Source organism: Tessaracoccus flavescens (genome assembly GCF_001998865.1).
Lineage (GTDB): Bacteria > Actinomycetota > Actinomycetes > Propionibacteriales > Propionibacteriaceae > Arachnia > Arachnia flavescens.
The window spans coordinates 2,489,829-2,506,335 of the sequence record NZ_CP019607.1 but is presented as its reverse complement, the minus strand read 5'-3'; the positions used below and the strand labels follow the sequence as shown (position 1 = coordinate 2,506,335).

Annotated in this window: 19 protein-coding genes and 1 pseudogene; 11 read left to right on the top strand and 9 right to left on the bottom strand. The window is 67.6% G+C overall.

The window, feature by feature from the left end:
• Window positions 1-47: 47 nt before the first annotated feature.
• On the top strand, window positions 48-647 hold the full coding sequence (locus BW733_RS11990; RefSeq protein ID WP_077350765.1) for a rhomboid family intramembrane serine protease: 600 nt from the start codon (window positions 48-50) through the stop codon (window positions 645-647).
• Window positions 648-650: 3 nt separating this feature from the next.
• Here the strand turns inward: BW733_RS11990 and mca are convergent, their stop codons facing one another.
• Window positions 651-1,547, bottom strand: a complete 897-nt coding sequence (mca, locus tag BW733_RS11985; protein ID WP_077350763.1) for a mycothiol conjugate amidase Mca — start codon at window positions 1,545-1,547, stop codon at window positions 651-653.
• A 63-nt stretch (window positions 1,548-1,610) separates the two neighbouring features.
• Here mca and BW733_RS11980 point away from each other — a divergent pair, with 63 nt between their 5' ends.
• Window positions 1,611-2,015, top strand: coding sequence for a DUF4307 domain-containing protein (locus BW733_RS11980; RefSeq protein ID WP_161490221.1), 405 nt, complete (start codon window positions 1,611-1,613; stop codon window positions 2,013-2,015).
• A gap of 12 nt (window positions 2,016-2,027) precedes the next feature.
• Window positions 2,028-2,531, top strand: a complete 504-nt coding sequence (greA, locus tag BW733_RS11975) for a transcription elongation factor GreA (protein ID WP_077350761.1) — start codon at window positions 2,028-2,030, stop codon at window positions 2,529-2,531.
• Window positions 2,532-2,608: 77 nt separating this feature from the next.
• On the opposite strand, the gene BW733_RS11970 is transcribed toward greA, so the two are convergent.
• A complete protein-coding gene (locus BW733_RS11970; protein ID WP_077350759.1) occupies window positions 2,609-3,049 on the bottom strand; it encodes a DUF2089 domain-containing protein in 441 nt (146 codons plus the stop codon).
• Between the two features lie 2 nt (window positions 3,050-3,051).
• Window positions 3,052-3,861 carry a hypothetical protein gene (locus BW733_RS11965; RefSeq protein WP_077350757.1) on the bottom strand — a complete coding sequence of 270 codons (810 nt, stop codon included), beginning with the start codon at window positions 3,859-3,861 and terminating at the stop codon, window positions 3,052-3,054.
• 116 nt (window positions 3,862-3,977) lie between these two features.
• Here BW733_RS11965 and BW733_RS11960 point away from each other — a divergent pair, with 116 nt between their 5' ends.
• From BW733_RS11960 to BW733_RS11945, 4 genes are read left to right on the top strand one after another with little or no spacing between them, the layout of a single operon-like run.
• A complete protein-coding gene (locus BW733_RS11960) occupies window positions 3,978-4,667 on the top strand; it encodes a uracil-DNA glycosylase (RefSeq protein WP_077350755.1) in 690 nt (229 codons plus the stop codon).
• 4 nt (window positions 4,668-4,671) lie between these two features.
• Window positions 4,672-4,875, top strand: a complete 204-nt coding sequence (locus tag BW733_RS11955; RefSeq protein WP_077350753.1) for a hypothetical protein — start codon at window positions 4,672-4,674, stop codon at window positions 4,873-4,875.
• Window positions 4,876-4,933: 58 nt separating this feature from the next.
• Window positions 4,934-5,599 (top strand): peptide-methionine (S)-S-oxide reductase MsrA, encoded by a 666-nt coding sequence (msrA, locus tag BW733_RS11950; protein ID WP_152024692.1) that lies wholly within the window; start codon window positions 4,934-4,936, stop codon window positions 5,597-5,599.
• 1 nt (window position 5,600) lies between these two features.
• Complete coding sequence (locus BW733_RS11945) at window positions 5,601-6,203, top strand: hypothetical protein (RefSeq protein WP_077350751.1); 603 nt, start codon at window positions 5,601-5,603, stop codon at window positions 6,201-6,203.
• A 513-nt stretch (window positions 6,204-6,716) separates the two neighbouring features.
• Here BW733_RS11945 and istB read toward each other — a convergent pair.
• Together istB and istA are read right to left on the bottom strand one after the other, a co-directional pair.
• On the bottom strand, window positions 6,717-7,523 hold the full coding sequence (gene istB / locus BW733_RS11940; protein ID WP_077348793.1) for an IS21-like element helper ATPase IstB: 807 nt from the start codon (window positions 7,521-7,523) through the stop codon (window positions 6,717-6,719).
• Window positions 7,520-8,827 (bottom strand): IS21 family transposase, encoded by a 1,308-nt coding sequence (gene istA / locus BW733_RS11935; protein ID WP_202970175.1) that lies wholly within the window; start codon window positions 8,825-8,827, stop codon window positions 7,520-7,522. The genes istB and istA overlap by 4 nt, the downstream gene beginning before the upstream one ends.
• A 108-nt stretch (window positions 8,828-8,935) precedes the next feature.
• Here istA and BW733_RS17925 point away from each other — a divergent pair, with 108 nt between their 5' ends.
• Both BW733_RS17925 and BW733_RS11925 read left to right on the top strand, forming a co-directional pair.
• Window positions 8,936-9,139, top strand: a complete 204-nt coding sequence (locus BW733_RS17925; protein ID WP_152024691.1) for a hypothetical protein — start codon at window positions 8,936-8,938, stop codon at window positions 9,137-9,139.
• Window positions 9,140-9,711: 572 nt separating this feature from the next.
• Window positions 9,712-11,017 (top strand): annotated as a pseudogene (locus tag BW733_RS11925) (ISL3 family transposase).
• Between the two features lie 68 nt (window positions 11,018-11,085).
• Here BW733_RS11925 and BW733_RS11920 read toward each other — a convergent pair.
• Complete coding sequence (locus BW733_RS11920) at window positions 11,086-12,099, bottom strand: tyrosine-type recombinase/integrase (protein WP_077350747.1); 1,014 nt, start codon at window positions 12,097-12,099, stop codon at window positions 11,086-11,088.
• A gap of 307 nt (window positions 12,100-12,406) precedes the next feature.
• Between BW733_RS11920 and BW733_RS11915 the strand changes: the two genes are divergently transcribed.
• Window positions 12,407-13,228, top strand: a complete 822-nt coding sequence (locus BW733_RS11915; RefSeq protein ID WP_077350745.1) for a phosphotransferase — start codon at window positions 12,407-12,409, stop codon at window positions 13,226-13,228.
• 1 nt (window position 13,229) lies between these two features.
• Here BW733_RS11915 and BW733_RS11910 read toward each other — a convergent pair whose 3' ends face one another.
• The 3 genes from BW733_RS11910 to BW733_RS11900 are packed head-to-tail and all read right to left on the bottom strand — an operon-like array spanning window position 13,230 to window position 15,251.
• The gene (locus BW733_RS11910; protein ID WP_077350743.1) at window positions 13,230-14,354 is read right to left on the bottom strand and encodes a cytochrome P450; all 1,125 of its coding nucleotides are present in this window, start codon (window positions 14,352-14,354) and stop codon (window positions 13,230-13,232) included.
• Window positions 14,305-14,658 carry an acylphosphatase gene (locus BW733_RS20135; protein WP_077350741.1) on the bottom strand — a complete coding sequence of 118 codons (354 nt, stop codon included), beginning with the start codon at window positions 14,656-14,658 and terminating at the stop codon, window positions 14,305-14,307. The genes BW733_RS11910 and BW733_RS20135 overlap by 50 nt, the downstream gene beginning before the upstream one ends.
• Window positions 14,655-15,251, bottom strand: a complete 597-nt coding sequence (locus BW733_RS11900; RefSeq protein ID WP_077350739.1) for an HdeD family acid-resistance protein — start codon at window positions 15,249-15,251, stop codon at window positions 14,655-14,657. The genes BW733_RS20135 and BW733_RS11900 overlap by 4 nt, the downstream gene beginning before the upstream one ends.
• A 234-nt stretch (window positions 15,252-15,485) precedes the next feature.
• Between BW733_RS11900 and BW733_RS11895 the strand changes: the two genes are divergently transcribed.
• Window positions 15,486-16,496: a hypothetical protein gene (locus BW733_RS11895; protein WP_152024690.1), complete on the top strand. Its 1,011-nt coding sequence runs from the start codon at window positions 15,486-15,488 to the stop codon at window positions 16,494-16,496.
• The last annotated feature ends 11 nt before the right edge of the window (window positions 16,497-16,507 follow it).

The window sequence follows — 16,507 nt, the reverse complement described above, 5'->3', positions numbered from 1 at the left end:
GGTGACGATCCACCGAGTCGCCCTCAGCGTGAGGTACGCTGGAGTGTATGAGTGAGACCCCGCAGAAGCAGTCGCGCCTCGCGCAGGCGCTGTTGGTCGTCGGCGGCCTGCTCGCCCTGATGTGGGCGTTGGAGGGCCTCGACACGGTGACCGCCAACGCGCTGGACAACTTCGGCATCGAGCCGCGTCAGCTCAGCGACCTGCCCAACATCCTGTGGGCCCCGCTGCTGCACTTCGGGTGGCCGCACCTGATCTCCAACTCGATCCCGTTCCTCGTGCTCGGCGTGATCACCTATCTGTCCGGCCCGGTGAAGTGGCTCGTCACGACGGTGATCTCCGCCATCTTCTCCGGCCTCGCCGCCTGGCTGCTCTCTCCGATCGGCACCATCACCGCAGGCGTCTCAGGCGTCATCTTCGGCTACCTGACCTACCTGCTCGTGCGCGGCATCTTCTCGCGCAAGATCGGCCAGATCCTGATCAGCCTCGTCGTGTTCGTGCTCTACGGCAGCGTGCTGCTCGGCGTGCTTCCCGGCACCCCGGGGGTCAGCTGGCTCGCGCACCTGGGCGGTGCCGTCGGTGGCGTGATCGCTGCCTGGCTGCTGCACAACCGCAGCCGCGACGCCAGGCCCCAGCAGATGGCCTACTGAGCCTCAGATCATGAACTCCGGCACCACCGGCTCCGGCCGCAGGCCTGAGAACAGGTCGTCCTCGGGGATCATGGTCGGCACCTTCGAGACGACCAACTGGTAGTCCTCCGTCGGCCAACCCGCCTGCTGGATCGCGAGCGGCACGGCGAACCACGGCCCGTCCGGGTCGATCTGGGTGGCGTGCGCGCGCAGCGCCTCGTCGCGCACCGGAAAGTACTTCGCGCACTCGATGAACGTGGTGAGCCTGCCATAGGAGTAGGGGTCGGTGTCGCGATGCGGGAACTGGCAGTCGAGGCCCTGCTCGTGCATGGCCAGTTCGAGCTGTTCCTGGCGCTGGCTGTGGAAGCTCATGTGGTAGTACAGCTTGGCCGCCTGCCACGCTGGCCCGTGCTCCGGCCACAGGTCGGGGTCCGCGGCGGCCTTGAACGCCTCCATCGTGATCCGATGGCACATCACGTGGTCCGGGTGCGGATAGCCGCCCTGCTCGTCGTAGGTCGTGATCACGTGCGGCCGGAAGGCGCGGATCACGCGCACCAGGGCACCCGCCGCGACCTTCGGATCCTGCAGGCCGAAGCATCCTTCGGGAAGCGGAGGCAGCGGATCTCCCTCGGGAAGGCCCGAGTCCACGAAGCCGAGCCACGTCTGCGTGATGCCGAGCACTTCGCGGGCGCGGGCCATCTCGTCTGCCCTGATCTGCGAGATGTTCGCCAGCACCTGCGGATCGTCGGCGAGCTTCGGGTTGAGCACCGATCCACGCTCGCCGCCGGTACAGGTCGCCACCATGACCTCGACGCCCTCGTCGACGTACTTCGCGGTCGTCGCCGCGCCCTTGCTCGACTCGTCGTCGGGATGGGCGTGGACGTGCAGCAACCGCAGGCTGGTGGCTGGCATTCCTGGCATGCGCAGTATTGTGCCGCAGCACCCGAGCGTCAGCGCAATGGCGTCTCAGGGCACAATGGACGCGTGACCGACGACGAAGCCCGCATCAAGGCCCGCTACCCGAAGCGCTCCGCACTGGACTATGTGCTGGGGATCGGGGCCCTTGTCGCCGTGGTCGGCGCCATCGCCATGGTGCTGATCGACGGCCTCGACCGGGCCAACCCGCCCGTCGCCGCGATGGTGCGCGGCTTCGAGGTGGTCAGCCCCCAGGAGGCGGTCGCCGAGGTCGTGGTGCAGCGCAAGGACCCCGCGACCCCCGTCGAGTGCAGCCTCTACGCGCAGGCCAAATCGTACGAGAGGGTCGCTGAGCACACCTTCACCGTCGATCCGGGCACCGAGGTGCTGACGGTCGTCCACGTCGACCTGAAGACCATCAAGGAAGCCACCACGATCAGCATGGAGGAACCGGCCTGCCGGGTGCTCGACTGATAGGCTTGCCAGATGTCTGATACTTCTGCCGACGTTGTTTGGCTCACGCAGGAGGCCTACGACAACCTCGTAGCTGAACTCGATGAGCTCAAGACCGTCGGGCGCCCCGAAGTGAGCGCCCGCATTGCCGCTGCCCGCGAAGAGGGCGACCTGTCCGAGAACGGCGGCTACCACGCCGCCCGCGAGGAACAGGGCCAGATGGAGGGCCGGATCCGCCAGTTGGAGGACCTGCTCCGCCGAGCCCAGGTGGGCGAGGCCGAGGGCGCGCACGACGAGGTCGGCCCCGGAAAGCTCGTCACGGTCGCCTATGACGGCGATGAGGACGACACCGACACCTTCCTGCTCGGTTCGCGTGAGGTGCTCGCCACCGACGACTCGGTCGAGCATTCCGTCTACTCGCCCCAGTCGCCGCTCGGGTCCGCAGTGCTCGGCGCGAAGGTCGGCGAGGAGGTGCGCTACACCGCACCGAACGGCAAGGAACTGATGGTCGTGATCATCAAGGTCGAAAACCTCTGAGCCACATCCCCCGTACGCACGATGGCCGCCACCTGTTCGCAGGTGGCGGCCATCTTTCTTTGCCGGTTCGCTCAGGCTCAGCCGAGCAGCTGGGCGGCAACCTCCGGCGTGATCTCTCCGCGGGCGACCCGGGCGAGGATCTGGTCCTCCGGCGAGCCCTCGCCGGGAACCTCCTCGCCGTACTCCGACGGCGCCTCCTCGGCCCCCTCGTCGGAGGCCCGCGCCGCGGTCTCACCGCTCGGCTCGAGATCAAGCTTCGCGAGCACCGCGTCGAGCCGGACCCGCGCCGTCGGGTAGGAGACCTGGAGGTGCTTCTCCACCTCGCGCAGGTTGCCCCGCGACCCGAGGAACACCTTGAGCAGATCGAGGTCGGCCTGGCCGAGGTTGCAGAACTCGCAGCTCGCGAACTCGCCAGCGATCTCGGTGCCGCAGCGCAGGCAGCCCTTGCGGGTGGTGATCAGGGTGTCGCCGCAGACCGGGCAGTCGGCCGGTGCGTGGTACAGGTGCTTTCCGCTCATGCTCAGTCCTCCGACTTGATCGTCGCCATGCCCATCACGACCGCCACGTCAAGGCGGGCGGATCCGTTACCGACGACGTACTCGTCAACCTTGTCTCCACCGTCCGGCCAGCTGATCCGGCCGAGCTTCGCCTCGCCACGGATCGTGACGTTTGCCCCCTTGGTTAGGTTGATCGAGAGGCTGCCGGACTCGACCTTCAGCCGCGAGCGACCGAGGCTGATCGGGCCCTCGACGCTGATTCCGCCTGCCTGGCTCAGGAGATCCTCGACCTCCTGGACGTCCTCGAGGTTCGACCCGCCCGCCGTGACCCGGATCCGGCCGAGGCGAGGGACTCCGATGGTGCGCAAGCCACCGGTGGTGACCTCGGCATCGACGATCAGCTTCGGGTTGACCCTGACGACCAACTCCTTTCCGAGCCCGATGTCGCGCAGATCGTCGAGGCTGCGGGGAGGGCGGATCAGGGAGAAGCCGCCGAAGTTGGGGCCGATCTCCCCGGTCGAGTTGACCTCCATGACGGTGCCGACGCGGCGGAGCACGTGGGGACCCTCGATGGTCAGCGTCGAGACGCTCGGGTCGCCCTCGACGCGGACACGGCGCCCGACTGCGGTGATGGAGACACGGGCGAGGCCGCCCGCCTTCGGGCCGCCCTTGCGCGTGGTGTCTGCGGGGGTCTCCTCGTCGGGGACCTCATAGGCATCGTCCGCTGCGGCGCCTGCGCGCTTGGCTGCCTCGATGCGGCGGCTGGCCTCCTTGGCGTCGATACGCCCGGCTGCCAGATCGTCCAGGATTGGACCAAGGTCTACGTTGCTCATGAGGAAATGGTAACCGAGGTTTTCACTTCCTAAAAGGAGTTTTCCATTTTTCTTTGGTGACGCTGGGTCACGCAGCCACCCGAGCGGACGGGGTGACCCGTGTGCAACGCTGAGGCATGCCGAAGCCGCTCCACGAACTGGTCGCACCCGACTGGGCAGAGGCCCTCTCGCCCGTCGCCTCGAAGGTGACCGCGCTCGGCTCCTTCCTGCGTGAGGAGATGGCGGCAGGTCACCCCTACCTGCCCGCCGGGGACGCGGTGCTGCGCGCCTTCACGCTCCCGCTCGCCGACGTGCGGGTGCTGGTGATCGGACAGGATCCGTATCCGACCCCCGGGCACCCGGTCGGGCTCTCCTTCTCGGTCGCCCCCGACGTGCGCCCACTTCCCGGGTCGTTGCGCAACATCTACAAGGAACTCGAGGCCGACCTCGGCATCGCGCCCGCGGAGCACGGCGACCTGAGCCACTGGTTCGGGCAGGGCGTGCTGCTGCTGAACCGGGTGCTCACCGTTCGCCCCGGCGCGCCCGCGTCGCACCGCGGAAAGGGCTGGGAGGAGGTCACGGCCTGCGCCGTCGAGGCCCTCGCCCGGCGCGGCGGGCCCCTGGTGGCGATCCTCTGGGGGCGCGACGCGCAGACGGCACGCCCGCTGCTCGGCGAGGTTCCGATCATCGCGAGCGCCCACCCGTCCCCACTCTCGGCGCGCAACGGATTCTTCGGCTCACGTCCGTTCAGCACGGCGAACCGGCTGCTGCAGGAACAAGGAGCCGACCCCGTCGATTGGGCGCTTCCCGCGTCGATGGCAGACTAGGCACATGCCGTACCAGCGCAAGGGCGAAGATGCCCAGCCGACGCCGCCCGCCCCCGTGAGCGACGACGCCGACCAGACGCCCGCTGAGCAGCCGCAGCAGCCGCAGATCACCAAGGCCCGCAAGTCCCTGTGGATCATCGGCTTCGCGATCGGCGGGTACATGATCATCAGCGGCATCGTGCAGGCCATCATGGCCGCGCAGCCCTGACGCGCACCGCTTCCCCCTGCCCGCACCGCGGGTTTGTCGCCGCGGGTAGTTTGGGGGCATGGACATCGACGTGCTCTCCTGGCTGAACAACCGTCTCTCCACGCCCCAACTGGTCTCCCCTGACGACGCCCTCCCGGGCCGCGAGACCCCGATCCTCGACCCGATGCCGACGCACGAGGTGCTCGGCCTGCCGCTCGACGAGGTTCCGGCCGGCGCAGAGGTCGCCTACTTCGCGCTCGGCTGCTACTGGGGCGAGGAGCGCATGTTCTGGGAGACCCCCGGCGTGCTGAACACCGCGGTCGGCTTCATGGGGGGCTTCACCCCCAACCCGACCTATGAGGAGTCGTGCACAGGCCAGACCGGCCACACCGAGACGGTGCAGGTGGTCTTCGACCCGTCGCAGGTCAGCTACGACGACCTGCTGCAGCTCTTCTGGGAGAACCACGACCCGACGCAGCTGAACCGCCAGGGCAACGATCTCGGCACCCAGTACCGCTCCGCGATCTTCCCGGTCGACGAGGCGCAGCGGGTCGCCGCGGAGAAGAGCCTTGAGGCCTTCCAGCGGCGGCTCGAGGAGTCGGGCTACGGCCAGATCGCCACCGAGATCACGCCCGACCAGAGGTTCTACTATGCGGAGCGCGAGCACCAGCAGTACCTGCACAAGAACCCGAACGGCTACTGCCCGAACCACGCGACCGGCGTGAAGTGCGGGCCCCGCGACTGAGGTGAACGGGGAGGCCGACCTCGGTGACGTCGCCTGGGGCGATGTCATCTCTGACGACGACGGCGTGCTGGTTGTGCGCGGGCAGGTCGACGACCTGCCGGTCGTGGTCAAGCGGTTCACCGACCCGTCAGCACGGGAGGTGTCGACCTACGCCCTCCTCGAGCGGCTCGGTGTCCCGACCCTTCCTGTGCTCGGCAGCGGCCCCGACTGGATCATCCTGGAGGACCTCACCAGCGCCGGCTACCGGCAGGCCTCCGCGGACGACCTCGCCGATCCGGACGTGGCGCGGCTGATCGCCCGCTGGCACGACCACCTGCACGGAGCGGGCGATGCGCTCGGCTCCGAGGCCATCGAATACAGCGAGTTCGATCTGATCGACGACGAAGGCCTCTCCCGCGTCGCAGCCAGGTGGCCGGACCTCGCCGACGCGGCCGCCTGGGCCGCGGGCCGGCTTCCGGCATGGCGTCAGGAACTGTCCGAGCTGCCGCACACGCTCACCTACAACGACTTCTGGTCGTCCAACCTCGCCATCTCCTGGGACGGCTCATCCGCGTTGATGTTCGACCACAACCTCACCGGCATGGGTCTCTCCCCCGACCCTTAGCGCTCCCACCCAAACAATGCGTGCAAAAGTCTCCGCCATGAACGCATCTGTCCGTCGCATAGGCCCCCTTCTTTCCTTCCTTCTCGCCCTCGTCATACTCATGCCAGCAGCCACACAGCCTGCCGCGGCCGCGCCCCCCAACAAACTGGGAATCCGGCCCGTGTGGGGTGCTTGCGGCGCCTTCTCCGAAGAGGCCAAGCTGGTTTTCGACTACGGATTCCTCAAGCTTCGCTGCGGTTCTGTCAAGACGCGGGCTGATGGCTATAACCACGTCAAGGCAAACCACAAGACACAGTTCGCTATGTTGGCTGCCCCCGCAGGACGGACGTGGGAAGACTTGGTTCATTTTGCACTGGCATGGAACCAATACGACCCAGACGAGTTCCGAGTCAACAAGGAGAAAAACAAGGCTTGCAGGAGCCGAGTTCTCCGCCTGTTGAACCAACACGGTGACGGTGCTCAGCGATTTTCCCCAGAGTTGCTCGTCGAAGTTCCTCAGGTCGCGGGGTTAGGTTAGCGCAGGTTGGTGCCGGTTGTGGCGCGGCGTAGTTCGTCGGCTGCGGCGTGGTGGTTGCGGAGTCGGTAGGAGGGGCCGTCGAGGGTGATGACGACGGAGCGGTGGAGGAGCCGGTCGAGCATGGCGGCGGCGACGGTGGTGTCGCCGAGGATCTCGCCCCAGGCTCCGACCGGCCGGTTCGTGGTGATCACGATCGAGGTCTTCAGGTAGCGCTGGTTGATGACCTGGAACAAGGCTGAGGCGGCCTCGCCGGGCAGCGGGAGGTAGCCAAGCTCGTCGATGATGAGCAGGGTCGGACCGGCGAAGAAACGCATCATGGTGGACCACTTGCCTTCGATCGCGGCGCGGTGGCAGCGGGCGGCGAGGTCGGCGGCGGAGGTGAAGTAGACGCGGTAGCCGGCGGTGACGGCGGCGTGCCCGAGGCCGGTGGCGATGTGGGTCTTCCCGACGCCGGGTGAGCCGATGAGGAGGATGTTGGTGGCGGTGTCGAGGTAGCGGCAGGTGCCGAGTTCGGTGAGCAGGTTTCGGTCGATGCCGGAGGCGTGGTCGAGGTCGAAGTCGTCGAGGGTGGCGCCGGTGGGGAGGTTCGCGAAACGGAACCGGCCGGCGAGGCGTCGGGCTTCGGTGGCGGTGACCTCGATGCGCAGTAGGTGCTCGAGGGTGTGGGTGAGGCTCCAGCCCTCGGTTTGGGCTTGGTCGAGCACCTTCGGGAGGGCGTCGGCGGCGTCGGCGAGTTTCAGGTCGGTGAGGTGGTTGCGCAGCTGTTGGTAGACGCTGGCGGCGGTGTTCGTGGTGGTGGTCATGGGAGGGTGTTCCTGTTCTTCGCGGCCTGCTCGTAGGCGGCCAGGCTGATCACGGTCGAGAGCGGTTCCGCGGCGCCGGTGAGCACGGCGGCGGCGCGCAGGGCGGTGGCGCCGGGTGGGATGCGTTCCTTGCGGCGGTGGGAGCGTCCCGGCGGTGCCGAGGCGAGGGCGATCGTTTCGAGGGCGGTGACGTGTCCGGTGTCGCGGATCGTGACCCCCAGGCCCGGTTCGGCGACTCGGTGTCGGGCGAGGACCGCGCCGGAGAGGGTGGCGATGTCGATGGTGTCGCTGCCGTGGCGGTGATGGACGACGACCTTCCCGGCAGCGAGTTCGGGTGGGACGGAATACCGGTTGCCGCGCCAGTCGATCAGCGCCTGCCGGGTGGCGGTGCGTTCCTCGGTGAGGATCACCGGGAACACCGTCGGTGGCAACGCTCGGAGCCGTTCGGCGGCGAACATCGCCTTCGCGGTGCTCCACCCGGACACGTCTTCCCGGCGTCGCTGGTCTTGTCGGCGGGCGAACGCCTCGACACCGGCCTGGGCCTGCTCGAGGGTGAGTTCGTCGGGCAGAGTCCGCCACCAGCGTTGCGCGGCGGTGTGGTTATTCTTCTCGACCACGCCCTTGCGGTTGCCGGAGCGGGGCCGGCAGGCGACCACCTGGACGCCGTGGTGCTTCGCGAACCCGGCGAACATCGCCGTCAGATCCCCCGTGACCGGGTCCAGCACGGTGCGCATCCGATCGAAGCGCCACACGCGAGTGAGCCCACCCAGCAGACGCAGCAAGGTGCTCATCGCGGCCAACAGGTGCGGCAGATCCATCGACGGGGCGAGCACCGCCCGCCAAACCCCCGAGTGGGCCAGCGAGCCGACCAGCAGGAACGCCTTCTTCGTCGGGAACCCCCAGTGCGTGGGCGCATCGGGCAGCTCGAGCCAGTCGAACTGGGTCTCCTCACCCGGCGGATGCTCGATGACCGCGTTCGGACGCTTCGTGACGTGCGCGCAGGCGGCGCAGGCCGGCCGCAGCCCGCGGTCACGGATCTGTCGGGTCAACGTCGGATACGACCCCGCGTAGCCCAGCGGGCGCAGCTCGTCGAGCAACGTCGCCGCCCACAAATGCGGGTCCTCCGATAGGCGCGCGCTCACGTAGTCGACGAACGCCTCGAACGAGTCCGGCACGGCGCGTTGCCGCCGCCCCGGGACCCGGTCCCCGTTCAAGTACGCGCGGATCGTCTTGCGGTCATGGTTGGTGCGGCGGGCGATCTCGCTGATCGTCATCCCCTGCCGTTTCAGAGCGTGGATATACACGCTGCTCCTTTCTGAGAGCATAAGAACAAGGGCCTTCCTCGAGGTGGTGTGTGGTCAGAGACCACCAGTCTCGGGGAGGGCCCGCCTCATGCGGCGGAGCGACCCAGGGTGAGGAATTTCGATGAGCAGAACTGGGGAATTTCAGTGAGCGCCGTCAACGGAAAGGTTGTCTCGGAGAAGGTGTACAAAGTCATCTACGTATATACAACAGGCAAGGTCATCACCATCTTCCCAAGCAGTGACCAGTGCACGAACGCCAACGTAGGGCTGACTGGCCCCCAGCCCCTGAGCCAACCTAGGGAGAACACATGAGCAGCCCTGTCCTAACCCTGAACCAGCTCGCTCAGCAGCTCAACCTTTTAGGCGTCCCCACCACAGAGACCTCGACTGGGCTTATCGTGCAGCAAGGACAGGTAAGCGTCCCCGTCACCATCTCCCAGCGCGACCTCAATCTCGTGCACAGGCAGTTGCGCAAGGATGGCCACCCCACAGTCGACGAGGCCACCGACGCACTCATTGGTTTCCTCATCGAACTGGTAGAGACCTGCCCACCATCGGGTCGCCTTGACGTTCAACGGCGTGGAGGTAGATGGGAACTCCACCGGAACGCCGAATGGACGACGACGCCGGACTGGCCAACCGGAGATGCCAGCTGGTCAGCGAACAGTGAGGACAACAGGTAGTCCCGACTGACTGGGCAGCCATCCGGGCAGGAGTTTGATACAGCACAGACAGCTACCCGAGCATGTAGGTATCAATAACTGGCTCTTCACAATCGAGGGTGTAGGTAGCGCTGTTCGGGGTTGCGGCGTGGCGGCTGGCTGAAGGGGTCGAGGCCCTCCGAAGATGGAAGTTCTCACGCTCCCCATCTGGAAGACCTCGACGTGTCCGACGCTACCTTCACGTGCCCTGATCTGACTAGTTTCTGCCGTCTCGACGGCCTCGGGTTGGAAGTCACCGGCCAGCGCATCGAACCCGACCGTGCGATCCTGGCCTGCCGCCCGGTCGACGCCGACGACTGGTGCCGAGACTGCGGCGGCCAGGGCCTCATCCGGGGCTCGGTGGTGCGACTCTTGTCGCATGTCCCGCTGGGGTGGCGCCCTACCGTGCTGCACGTGCGGCTCCGGCGCTATCGGTGCATCGAGTGCGGGCGGGTGTGGCGTCAAAGACACCAGTGCCGCAGCCGAGCCGCGTTCGAAGCTGTCGCGCGCGGCGCTGCGTTGGGGACTGGAAGGACTTGTGGTCCAACACCTGAGCATGTCCAGGATCGCCGCCGGTCTCGACGTCGCGTGGAACACCGCCAACGACGCCGTGCTGGCAGAAGGACAGCGCGTCCTCATCAGCGACCTGGCCCGGTTCGACGGGGTCAAGGTGATCGGGGTCGACGAGCATTGCTGGCGCCATACCCGCCGTGGTGAGAAATACGTCACCGTGATCATCGACCTCACCCCCACCAGGGACGGCACCGGTCCGGCGCGCTTGTTGGACATGGTCGAGGGACGCTCGAAACAGGTGTTCAAGACGTGGCTCGCCGCCCGCCCCCGAGCCTGGCGCAAGGGGATCGAGGTCGTCGCGATGGACGGATTCACCGGCTACAAGACCGCGGCGGTCGAGGAACTCGGCAACGCCACCACGGTGATGGACCCGTTCCACGTCGTCCGGCTCGCCGGCGAAGCGCTCACCCGCTGCCGCCAGCGCGTCCAGCAAGACACCTGCGGGCATCGGGGCCGCGCCGGTGACCCGCTCTACCGCGCCCGCCGCACCCTGCTCACCGGCGTCGATCTACTCACCGACAAGCAAGTCGCCCGACTGGAGGCACTGTTCGCCGACGAACAGCACACCGAGGTCTACGCGACATGGAGTATCTACCAACGACTCGTCGTGGCTTACCGGAATCCCGACAAGCAACTTGGACGGTTCCTCCTTCAAGGCGTGATCGACTCGGTCAGCACCGGCGTCCCGAGAGACCTCGTCGAGCTCGTCAGCCTGGGCCGGACCCTCCACCGACGGGCGGCCGACGTGCTCGCCTTCTTCGACCGCCCAGGCACCAGCAACGGCCCAACCGAAGCGATCAACGGACGCCTCGAACACCTCCGCGGGATCGCCTTGGGATTTAGGAACCTGACCCACTACGTCGCTTATGCGGAATTCCGCATAAGCTATGGTATGTCGACCTCGGGGTTATGTTGACCGACGTCGTGGGGTGCCTGTTCCAGTGCGGGTTGGGGCCTGAGCCGATCAACATAACCGTGCGGGGTTCAGCGGTTCTTGAGGAACGCGATGAGAGCGTCCGAGGCTTGGTAGCGGGCCGGTGGCCGCTCATCGACGGCGGGGACGCGTTCCAGGGTTCGTCGTTTGAGTTCGAGGTCGGCGTGGAGGTAGATCTGCGTGGTCTGGATGTTCGAGTGCCCGAGCCAGAGCGCGATGCTCGCGGTGTCGATCCCGGCGTGCAGCAGGCTCATTGCGCAAGTGTGCCGCAGCGTGTGGGGCGTGACGTTCTTCTCGGCCAAGGAAGAACACCGTCCGACCGCGGCAGCGGTATGACGGGCGATGAGCTTGCCGACCGCAGCCCTGGTCAGTGGCGTCCCGGCGTGGGTCGGGAACAGTGGCCCGTCCGGTACGGGTGGAAGCTCGCCGAACCAGGCGTTGAGGAGTTGGACGGTGTTCTTCTGGAGTGGGATCACGCGTTGCTTGCGGCCCTTGCCGATGCATTCGAGCTGGCTGTGCGGGCCGATCTGGATGCTGTCGATGTGCAGGCTGGTCAGCTCGCTGACGCGGAGTCCGGTTTGGATGCCCAGGTGCAGCAGGAGCCGGTCTCGGCGCCCGAGCCAGGTGCCGGTGTCCGGGGCTGCGATGAGGGCTTCGGCTTCGGCAGCGGTCAGGAACGACACGAGGGTGGTCTTGGTGCGTTTCGCGGGGATCGCGAGGACTTGGCTGATCGTTGCGATCGCGTCGGGTGCCCGGTAGCTGGCGTAGCTGAAGAACGACCGCAGCGCGGCCCGGCGGGCGTTGCGGGTCGCGGCGGAGTTGCCGCGCTCGGTTTCCAGATGCTGGAGGAATCCGCCGATCAGGTCCGCGTCCAGATCGGCCAGGGTCAACGCCGACGGGGCGATCCCGGTGGCCTGCTGGGCGTAGGTCAGCAGGAGCCGGAACGTGTCGGCGTAGGCAGCAGCGGTGCCCTCTTGCGTGGACCGTTCCCGCAGCAGCCACGCTTCGAACTCGTCCAGCACGTCCCGCGCGTCAGCGCGGCACTGATCACGATGAATCACCATCTTGGTCCTCCTGACCCGAAGCCAGGCGATCCCAACGATCGCCCGGTCAGATCAAGCGAACCCCGACCCGAGCATTCATCGTTATGTTGACCGGATCAGGCCCCAACCCGCACTGGAACAGGCACCCCACGACGTCGGTCAACATAACCCCGAGGTCGACATACCATAGCCAGAAGCCTCCTCGAAACCGGAGGATTCAAACCCCACCTACACCCTGCATTGTGAAGAGCCCAATAACTCTTGGAGAACCCGAACGGCTACTGCCCGAACCACGCGACCGGCGTGAAGTGCGGGCCCCGCGACTGAGGTGAACGGGGAGGCCGACCTCGGTGACGTCGCCTGGGGCGATGTCATCTCTGACGACGACGGCGTGCTGGTTGTGCGCGGGCAGGTCGACGACCTGCCGGTCGTGGTCAAGCGGTTCACCGGCCCGTCAGCACGGGAGGTGTCGACCTACGCCCTCCTCGAGCGGCTCGGTGTCCCGACCCTTCCTGTGCTCGGCAGCGGCCCCGACTGGATCATCCTGGAGGACCTCACCAGCGCCGGCTACCGGCAGGCCTCCGCGGACGACCTCGCCGATCCGGACGTGGCGCGACTGATCGCCCGCTGGCACGACCACCTGCACGGAGCGGGCGATGCGCTCGGCTCCGAGGCCATCGAGTACAGCGAGTTCGATCTGATCGACGACGAAGGCCTCTCCCGCGTCGCAGCCAGGTGGCCGGACCTCGCCGACGCGGCCGCCTGGGCCGCGGGCCGGCTTCCGGCATGGCGTCAGGAACTGTCCGAGCTGCCGCACACGCTCACCTACAACGACTTCTGGTCGTCCAACCTCGCCATCTCCTGGGACGGCTCCTCTGCGTTGATGTTCGACCACAACCTCACCGGCATGGGTCTGCGGGCGAGCGACCTGCGCAATGTCACCCTCGCCCTTTCACCGGTCGCGGCGGAGGCGTTCCTGACGCAGTACCGGCGACTCTGCGAGGCGCGGGGTGCCCACCTCCCGGAGGCCGCATTCGAACTCGACGCCGCGACGGCCCACCTGGTCGCGCTCATCATGGCGAGCGAGTTCGACGAGACGCCTGCGTGGGCGGGGCCGTCCATCGACTGGGCCCGCACGATCGCCCGCTGAGCTAGTGGCCGAGCCGCACAGGCACGCGGCGGAACCCGCCGACCGGATGCACCTCGCGCTCGGCCTCCTCGGCTCCGGGCTCTATCGCTGAGGTGCCCGCAAGCAGCGCGCGTACCGCGATCCTCAGCTCCATGGTGGCGAGCGGCCGCCCGGGGCAGACGTGCGGACCGATGCCGTAGACCAGGTTGTCCGCGGCGTGACCGGCCGGGTCGAAGTCGGCGCCGAACACCGACTCGTCCCGGTTCGCGGAGGTCCAGTTCAGCTTCACGACCTGCCCCTCCGCGATGTCGACGCCGCCGACGTGTACCGGGCACGTCGTCTTGCGGCGGTTGGTCACGAAGGGGTCGTCGATGCGCAGGATCTCGTCGACCACGGCGTCGAGCTCGGCGTCCGTGCCCCCGGAGCGCAGGTGCGCCTGGAGGGCGGGATCCGCGGCGAGGTGCGAGGCAAGCACCCCTACGCACAGCGCGATGGAGCCGAGATCCCCACCGGTCCAGTTGCGCAGGATCGAGACGAGTTCCTCGTCCGTGAAGAAGCGGCCCTTCCATCCCTCGGCCATCAGGGCGCTCGTCACGTCCTCGACCGGCATCACGCGTCGCGGCTCCAACACTTGGCGGATGAGCTCGTCGAACTCGTCGGCCACCACGGCCATCCGGACCCGGTCACCCGAGCGGGTGGCCTCGTGGTTGTCGCGCATCCAGGCGAGCAGGCGCGCCTCGAGCTCACGCGGCCAGCCGAGCCAGGCCGACTGTGCCCGGACCGCGAAGACGGTGCCCAGATCACCCACGGCGTCGATCTCGGCGGGCAGCGAGGCCACGAGCGAGGCCGCGATCTTCGAGAACGGAGCCTCGAACGGCGCGAGCGCCTCTGGGGTGAAGTAGCGATCGAGGATGGCGCGCGCCTCGGCGTGCTCTGCGCCGTCGAGGCCGTTGGGGATCTGCAGGTGGGACGCGACGGCGCTGGAGAAGCTGTGGGGATCCTCGGCCGCGGCCTTGACCTCGGCGTGGCCGAGCAGCACCCACTCGCCTCGTCGGTTCCTCACAACCGTGTGCCCAGCGCGCAGCTCGTCGGTCAGTTCACGCAGGTCCCGTCCGGTGGGGTCCACATCGTCGGGCCAGTTGTTCACAGAAGCCACCTCCGGGTCTGATACTAGTTTTTTGCATCAATCGCCGGATCTCGGGTGCTTCGCGGGGCGAGCCCCAGGTGACGTCGACGCCGCGGACCCGGCCCGGCGTGTCTGGTCCATCCAACCAGTCCACGAGGGCAAGCAGCGAGTCGCGAGCGCCGGTGGCGGTGACGCGCACCGATCCGTCTGCCAGGTTCCCGGCCGCGCCGTCGACGCGGAGGCGTTCCAACTCACGCGCGGTCGTCCATCGGAACCCGACGCCCTGGACCTGGCCGGTGACCCTCGCCGTGATCGACTCCGTCACGCAGCCGCCGTTTCCTCGCCTTTCTCGCCTTTCTCGCCTTTCTCGCCTTCCTCGCCGCTCTTCGTGGGGCGGCGGATGGCGAAGGCGGAGACGATCATGAAGATGCCGAACAGGATCGCCCCGACGCTGATGAGCCAGATCAGGGTGACGAGCGCGAGCCCTGGCCAGAACAGCGCGACCAGACCGAAGACGACGGCGAGCGCACCCGAGATGATCAGGAACCACTCCCCCGTGATCTCCTTGCGGATCCGCACGGCCAGGACGATCTCGCGGACGCCTGCGACGATGAACCAGACGGCGACGAGAATCGCGAGGGCTGCGACGGTGGCGATCGGGTTCCAGGCGGCGAAACCGCCGATCAGGACGCCGAGCACGCCGAACAGGCCGAGCATCACGCGCTCGGCGGTCGACCCTGAGCTCATCACGGCGTGGACGATCATGCTGATGCCGTCGATGATCATCCAGACCCCGACGAAGATGCCGATCGTGATCAGCGTCACCCCCGGAAGCGCGAACATCAGGATGCCGAGGACCACGGCGAGGATCCCCTGCGCGAGGATCCAGGGCCAGGCCCGTTGTGAGAAGGTGAGCATGTTTTCTCCTAAGTTGACTCTGGTAACACGCTATACCCAGTGGGCGGGTGCGGGCGAGCGTTGCGGCAAATCTGCTCGACGTCGAGCGCCCCGGCCAGAGGCCGTCGGTGCGGGGCGACCCGGCACCTCGCCCCGCAACCTCGGCACAGGCTGGTGCGCCGCGCGGCCCGGCGCATCTCCGCAGGACAGGTGCCTGTTAGGGCCGTGGGCGGGCCCACACCTAGACTTGTCCGCATGACGAAATGGCCAGCCGCGATCGTGGGCGCCTGCATGGCACTGGCGGGCTGCTCCTCCACTCCGGGCGAGACGTCGCCTCCCCCACCACCCGCCACGGGCAGTACTCCTTCGCCCAGCGCGACGCCGTCGGCACAGTCGCCGACCCCGACGCCCTCGGGGACCCCCGTCCCTGACGACCGGCTGCCGGTCTCCTATCCGATCAGCGGCAAGCTCACCGAGGGCGACGCGGGGGCCGTGGTCGACGAACTGCACCGCGTCGCAGGCGGGCTGCCAGTCCTGAAGCTCAACCTCACGGAGGACGAGGCGACCCTCACCGCACTCCAAGCCGACCGGAGCGTGATCAGCTTCGTGTGGCGCGACGGCGAGATCACCCGCACGGACTCGGACATCCAGTACCTCGAGCAGGCCACCTTCGATCCGAGCGACTATCCCATCTCCTCGGTCGGCCGGATGTTCAGCGTGGCCGACCTGCAGGGCGTGCGTGGCGGGAAGCAGGTGCTGCAGATAGTCGAGTACCGGGCAGGGGAGGTCCTGATGACCGTCTCCTCGCGCCCCGAGTCGAAGACGGTGTTCTTCCGCAAGGACGGCACCGCGGTGTCGATGCTCGGCTTCACGAGCGTCGCCGACCTCACGGCCGGCATCGAGGAGGTCGTCGGGGATGCCACCGAGGTCTACTCGGTCGTCGTGAACCCCACGACCGGCTACGCGGTCGATCTTCCCGATGCGCAGGACGGGGTCGTCCTGAACCGGACCCGGCCCGCCGCGATGCCCGTCTACGAGACTCGGCGCTCGGAGTCGCCGTCGAACGAGCCGTTCGACCCCGCCCTCATCCAGCCTGCAGGGCTCGCGAAGGCCGTCGCCCGTGCCCAGGAGTCGCCCGATCAGGAATGCATCGTCACGATCGACATGTCGCACAAGCGCTCCGCCCCTGTCGCGAAGGTCCAGTGCGGCTCGACGACCGAGTACGCGGACATGGCCGGGCGCGACATGACGAGCCTCGTCGGCTGAGCCGACCTACG

Coding starts and splice junctions, on each gene's coding strand:
- BW733_RS11990 (WP_077350765.1), top strand. CDS start 48: ATGAGTGAGACCCCGCAGAAGCAGTCGCGCCTCGCGCAGGCGCTGTTG.
- mca (WP_077350763.1), bottom strand. CDS start 1,547: ATGCCAGGAATGCCAGCCACCAGCCTGCGGTTGCTGCACGTCCACGCC.
- greA (WP_077350761.1), top strand. CDS start 2,028: ATGTCTGATACTTCTGCCGACGTTGTTTGGCTCACGCAGGAGGCCTAC.
- BW733_RS11970 (WP_077350759.1), bottom strand. CDS start 3,049: ATGAGCGGAAAGCACCTGTACCACGCACCGGCCGACTGCCCGGTCTGC.
- BW733_RS11965 (WP_077350757.1), bottom strand. CDS start 3,861: ATGAGCAACGTAGACCTTGGTCCAATCCTGGACGATCTGGCAGCCGGG.
- BW733_RS11960 (WP_077350755.1), top strand. CDS start 3,978: ATGCCGAAGCCGCTCCACGAACTGGTCGCACCCGACTGGGCAGAGGCC.
- BW733_RS11955 (WP_077350753.1), top strand. CDS start 4,672: ATGCCGTACCAGCGCAAGGGCGAAGATGCCCAGCCGACGCCGCCCGCC.
- msrA (WP_152024692.1), top strand. CDS start 4,934: ATGGACATCGACGTGCTCTCCTGGCTGAACAACCGTCTCTCCACGCCC.
- istB (WP_077348793.1), bottom strand. CDS start 7,523: ATGACCACCACCACGAACACCGCCGCCAGCGTCTACCAACAGCTGCGC.
- BW733_RS11920 (WP_077350747.1), bottom strand. CDS start 12,099: ATGGTGATTCATCGTGATCAGTGCCGCGCTGACGCGCGGGACGTGCTG.
- BW733_RS11900 (WP_077350739.1), bottom strand. CDS start 15,251: ATGCTCACCTTCTCACAACGGGCCTGGCCCTGGATCCTCGCGCAGGGG.
- BW733_RS11895 (WP_152024690.1), top strand. CDS start 15,486: ATGACGAAATGGCCAGCCGCGATCGTGGGCGCCTGCATGGCACTGGCG.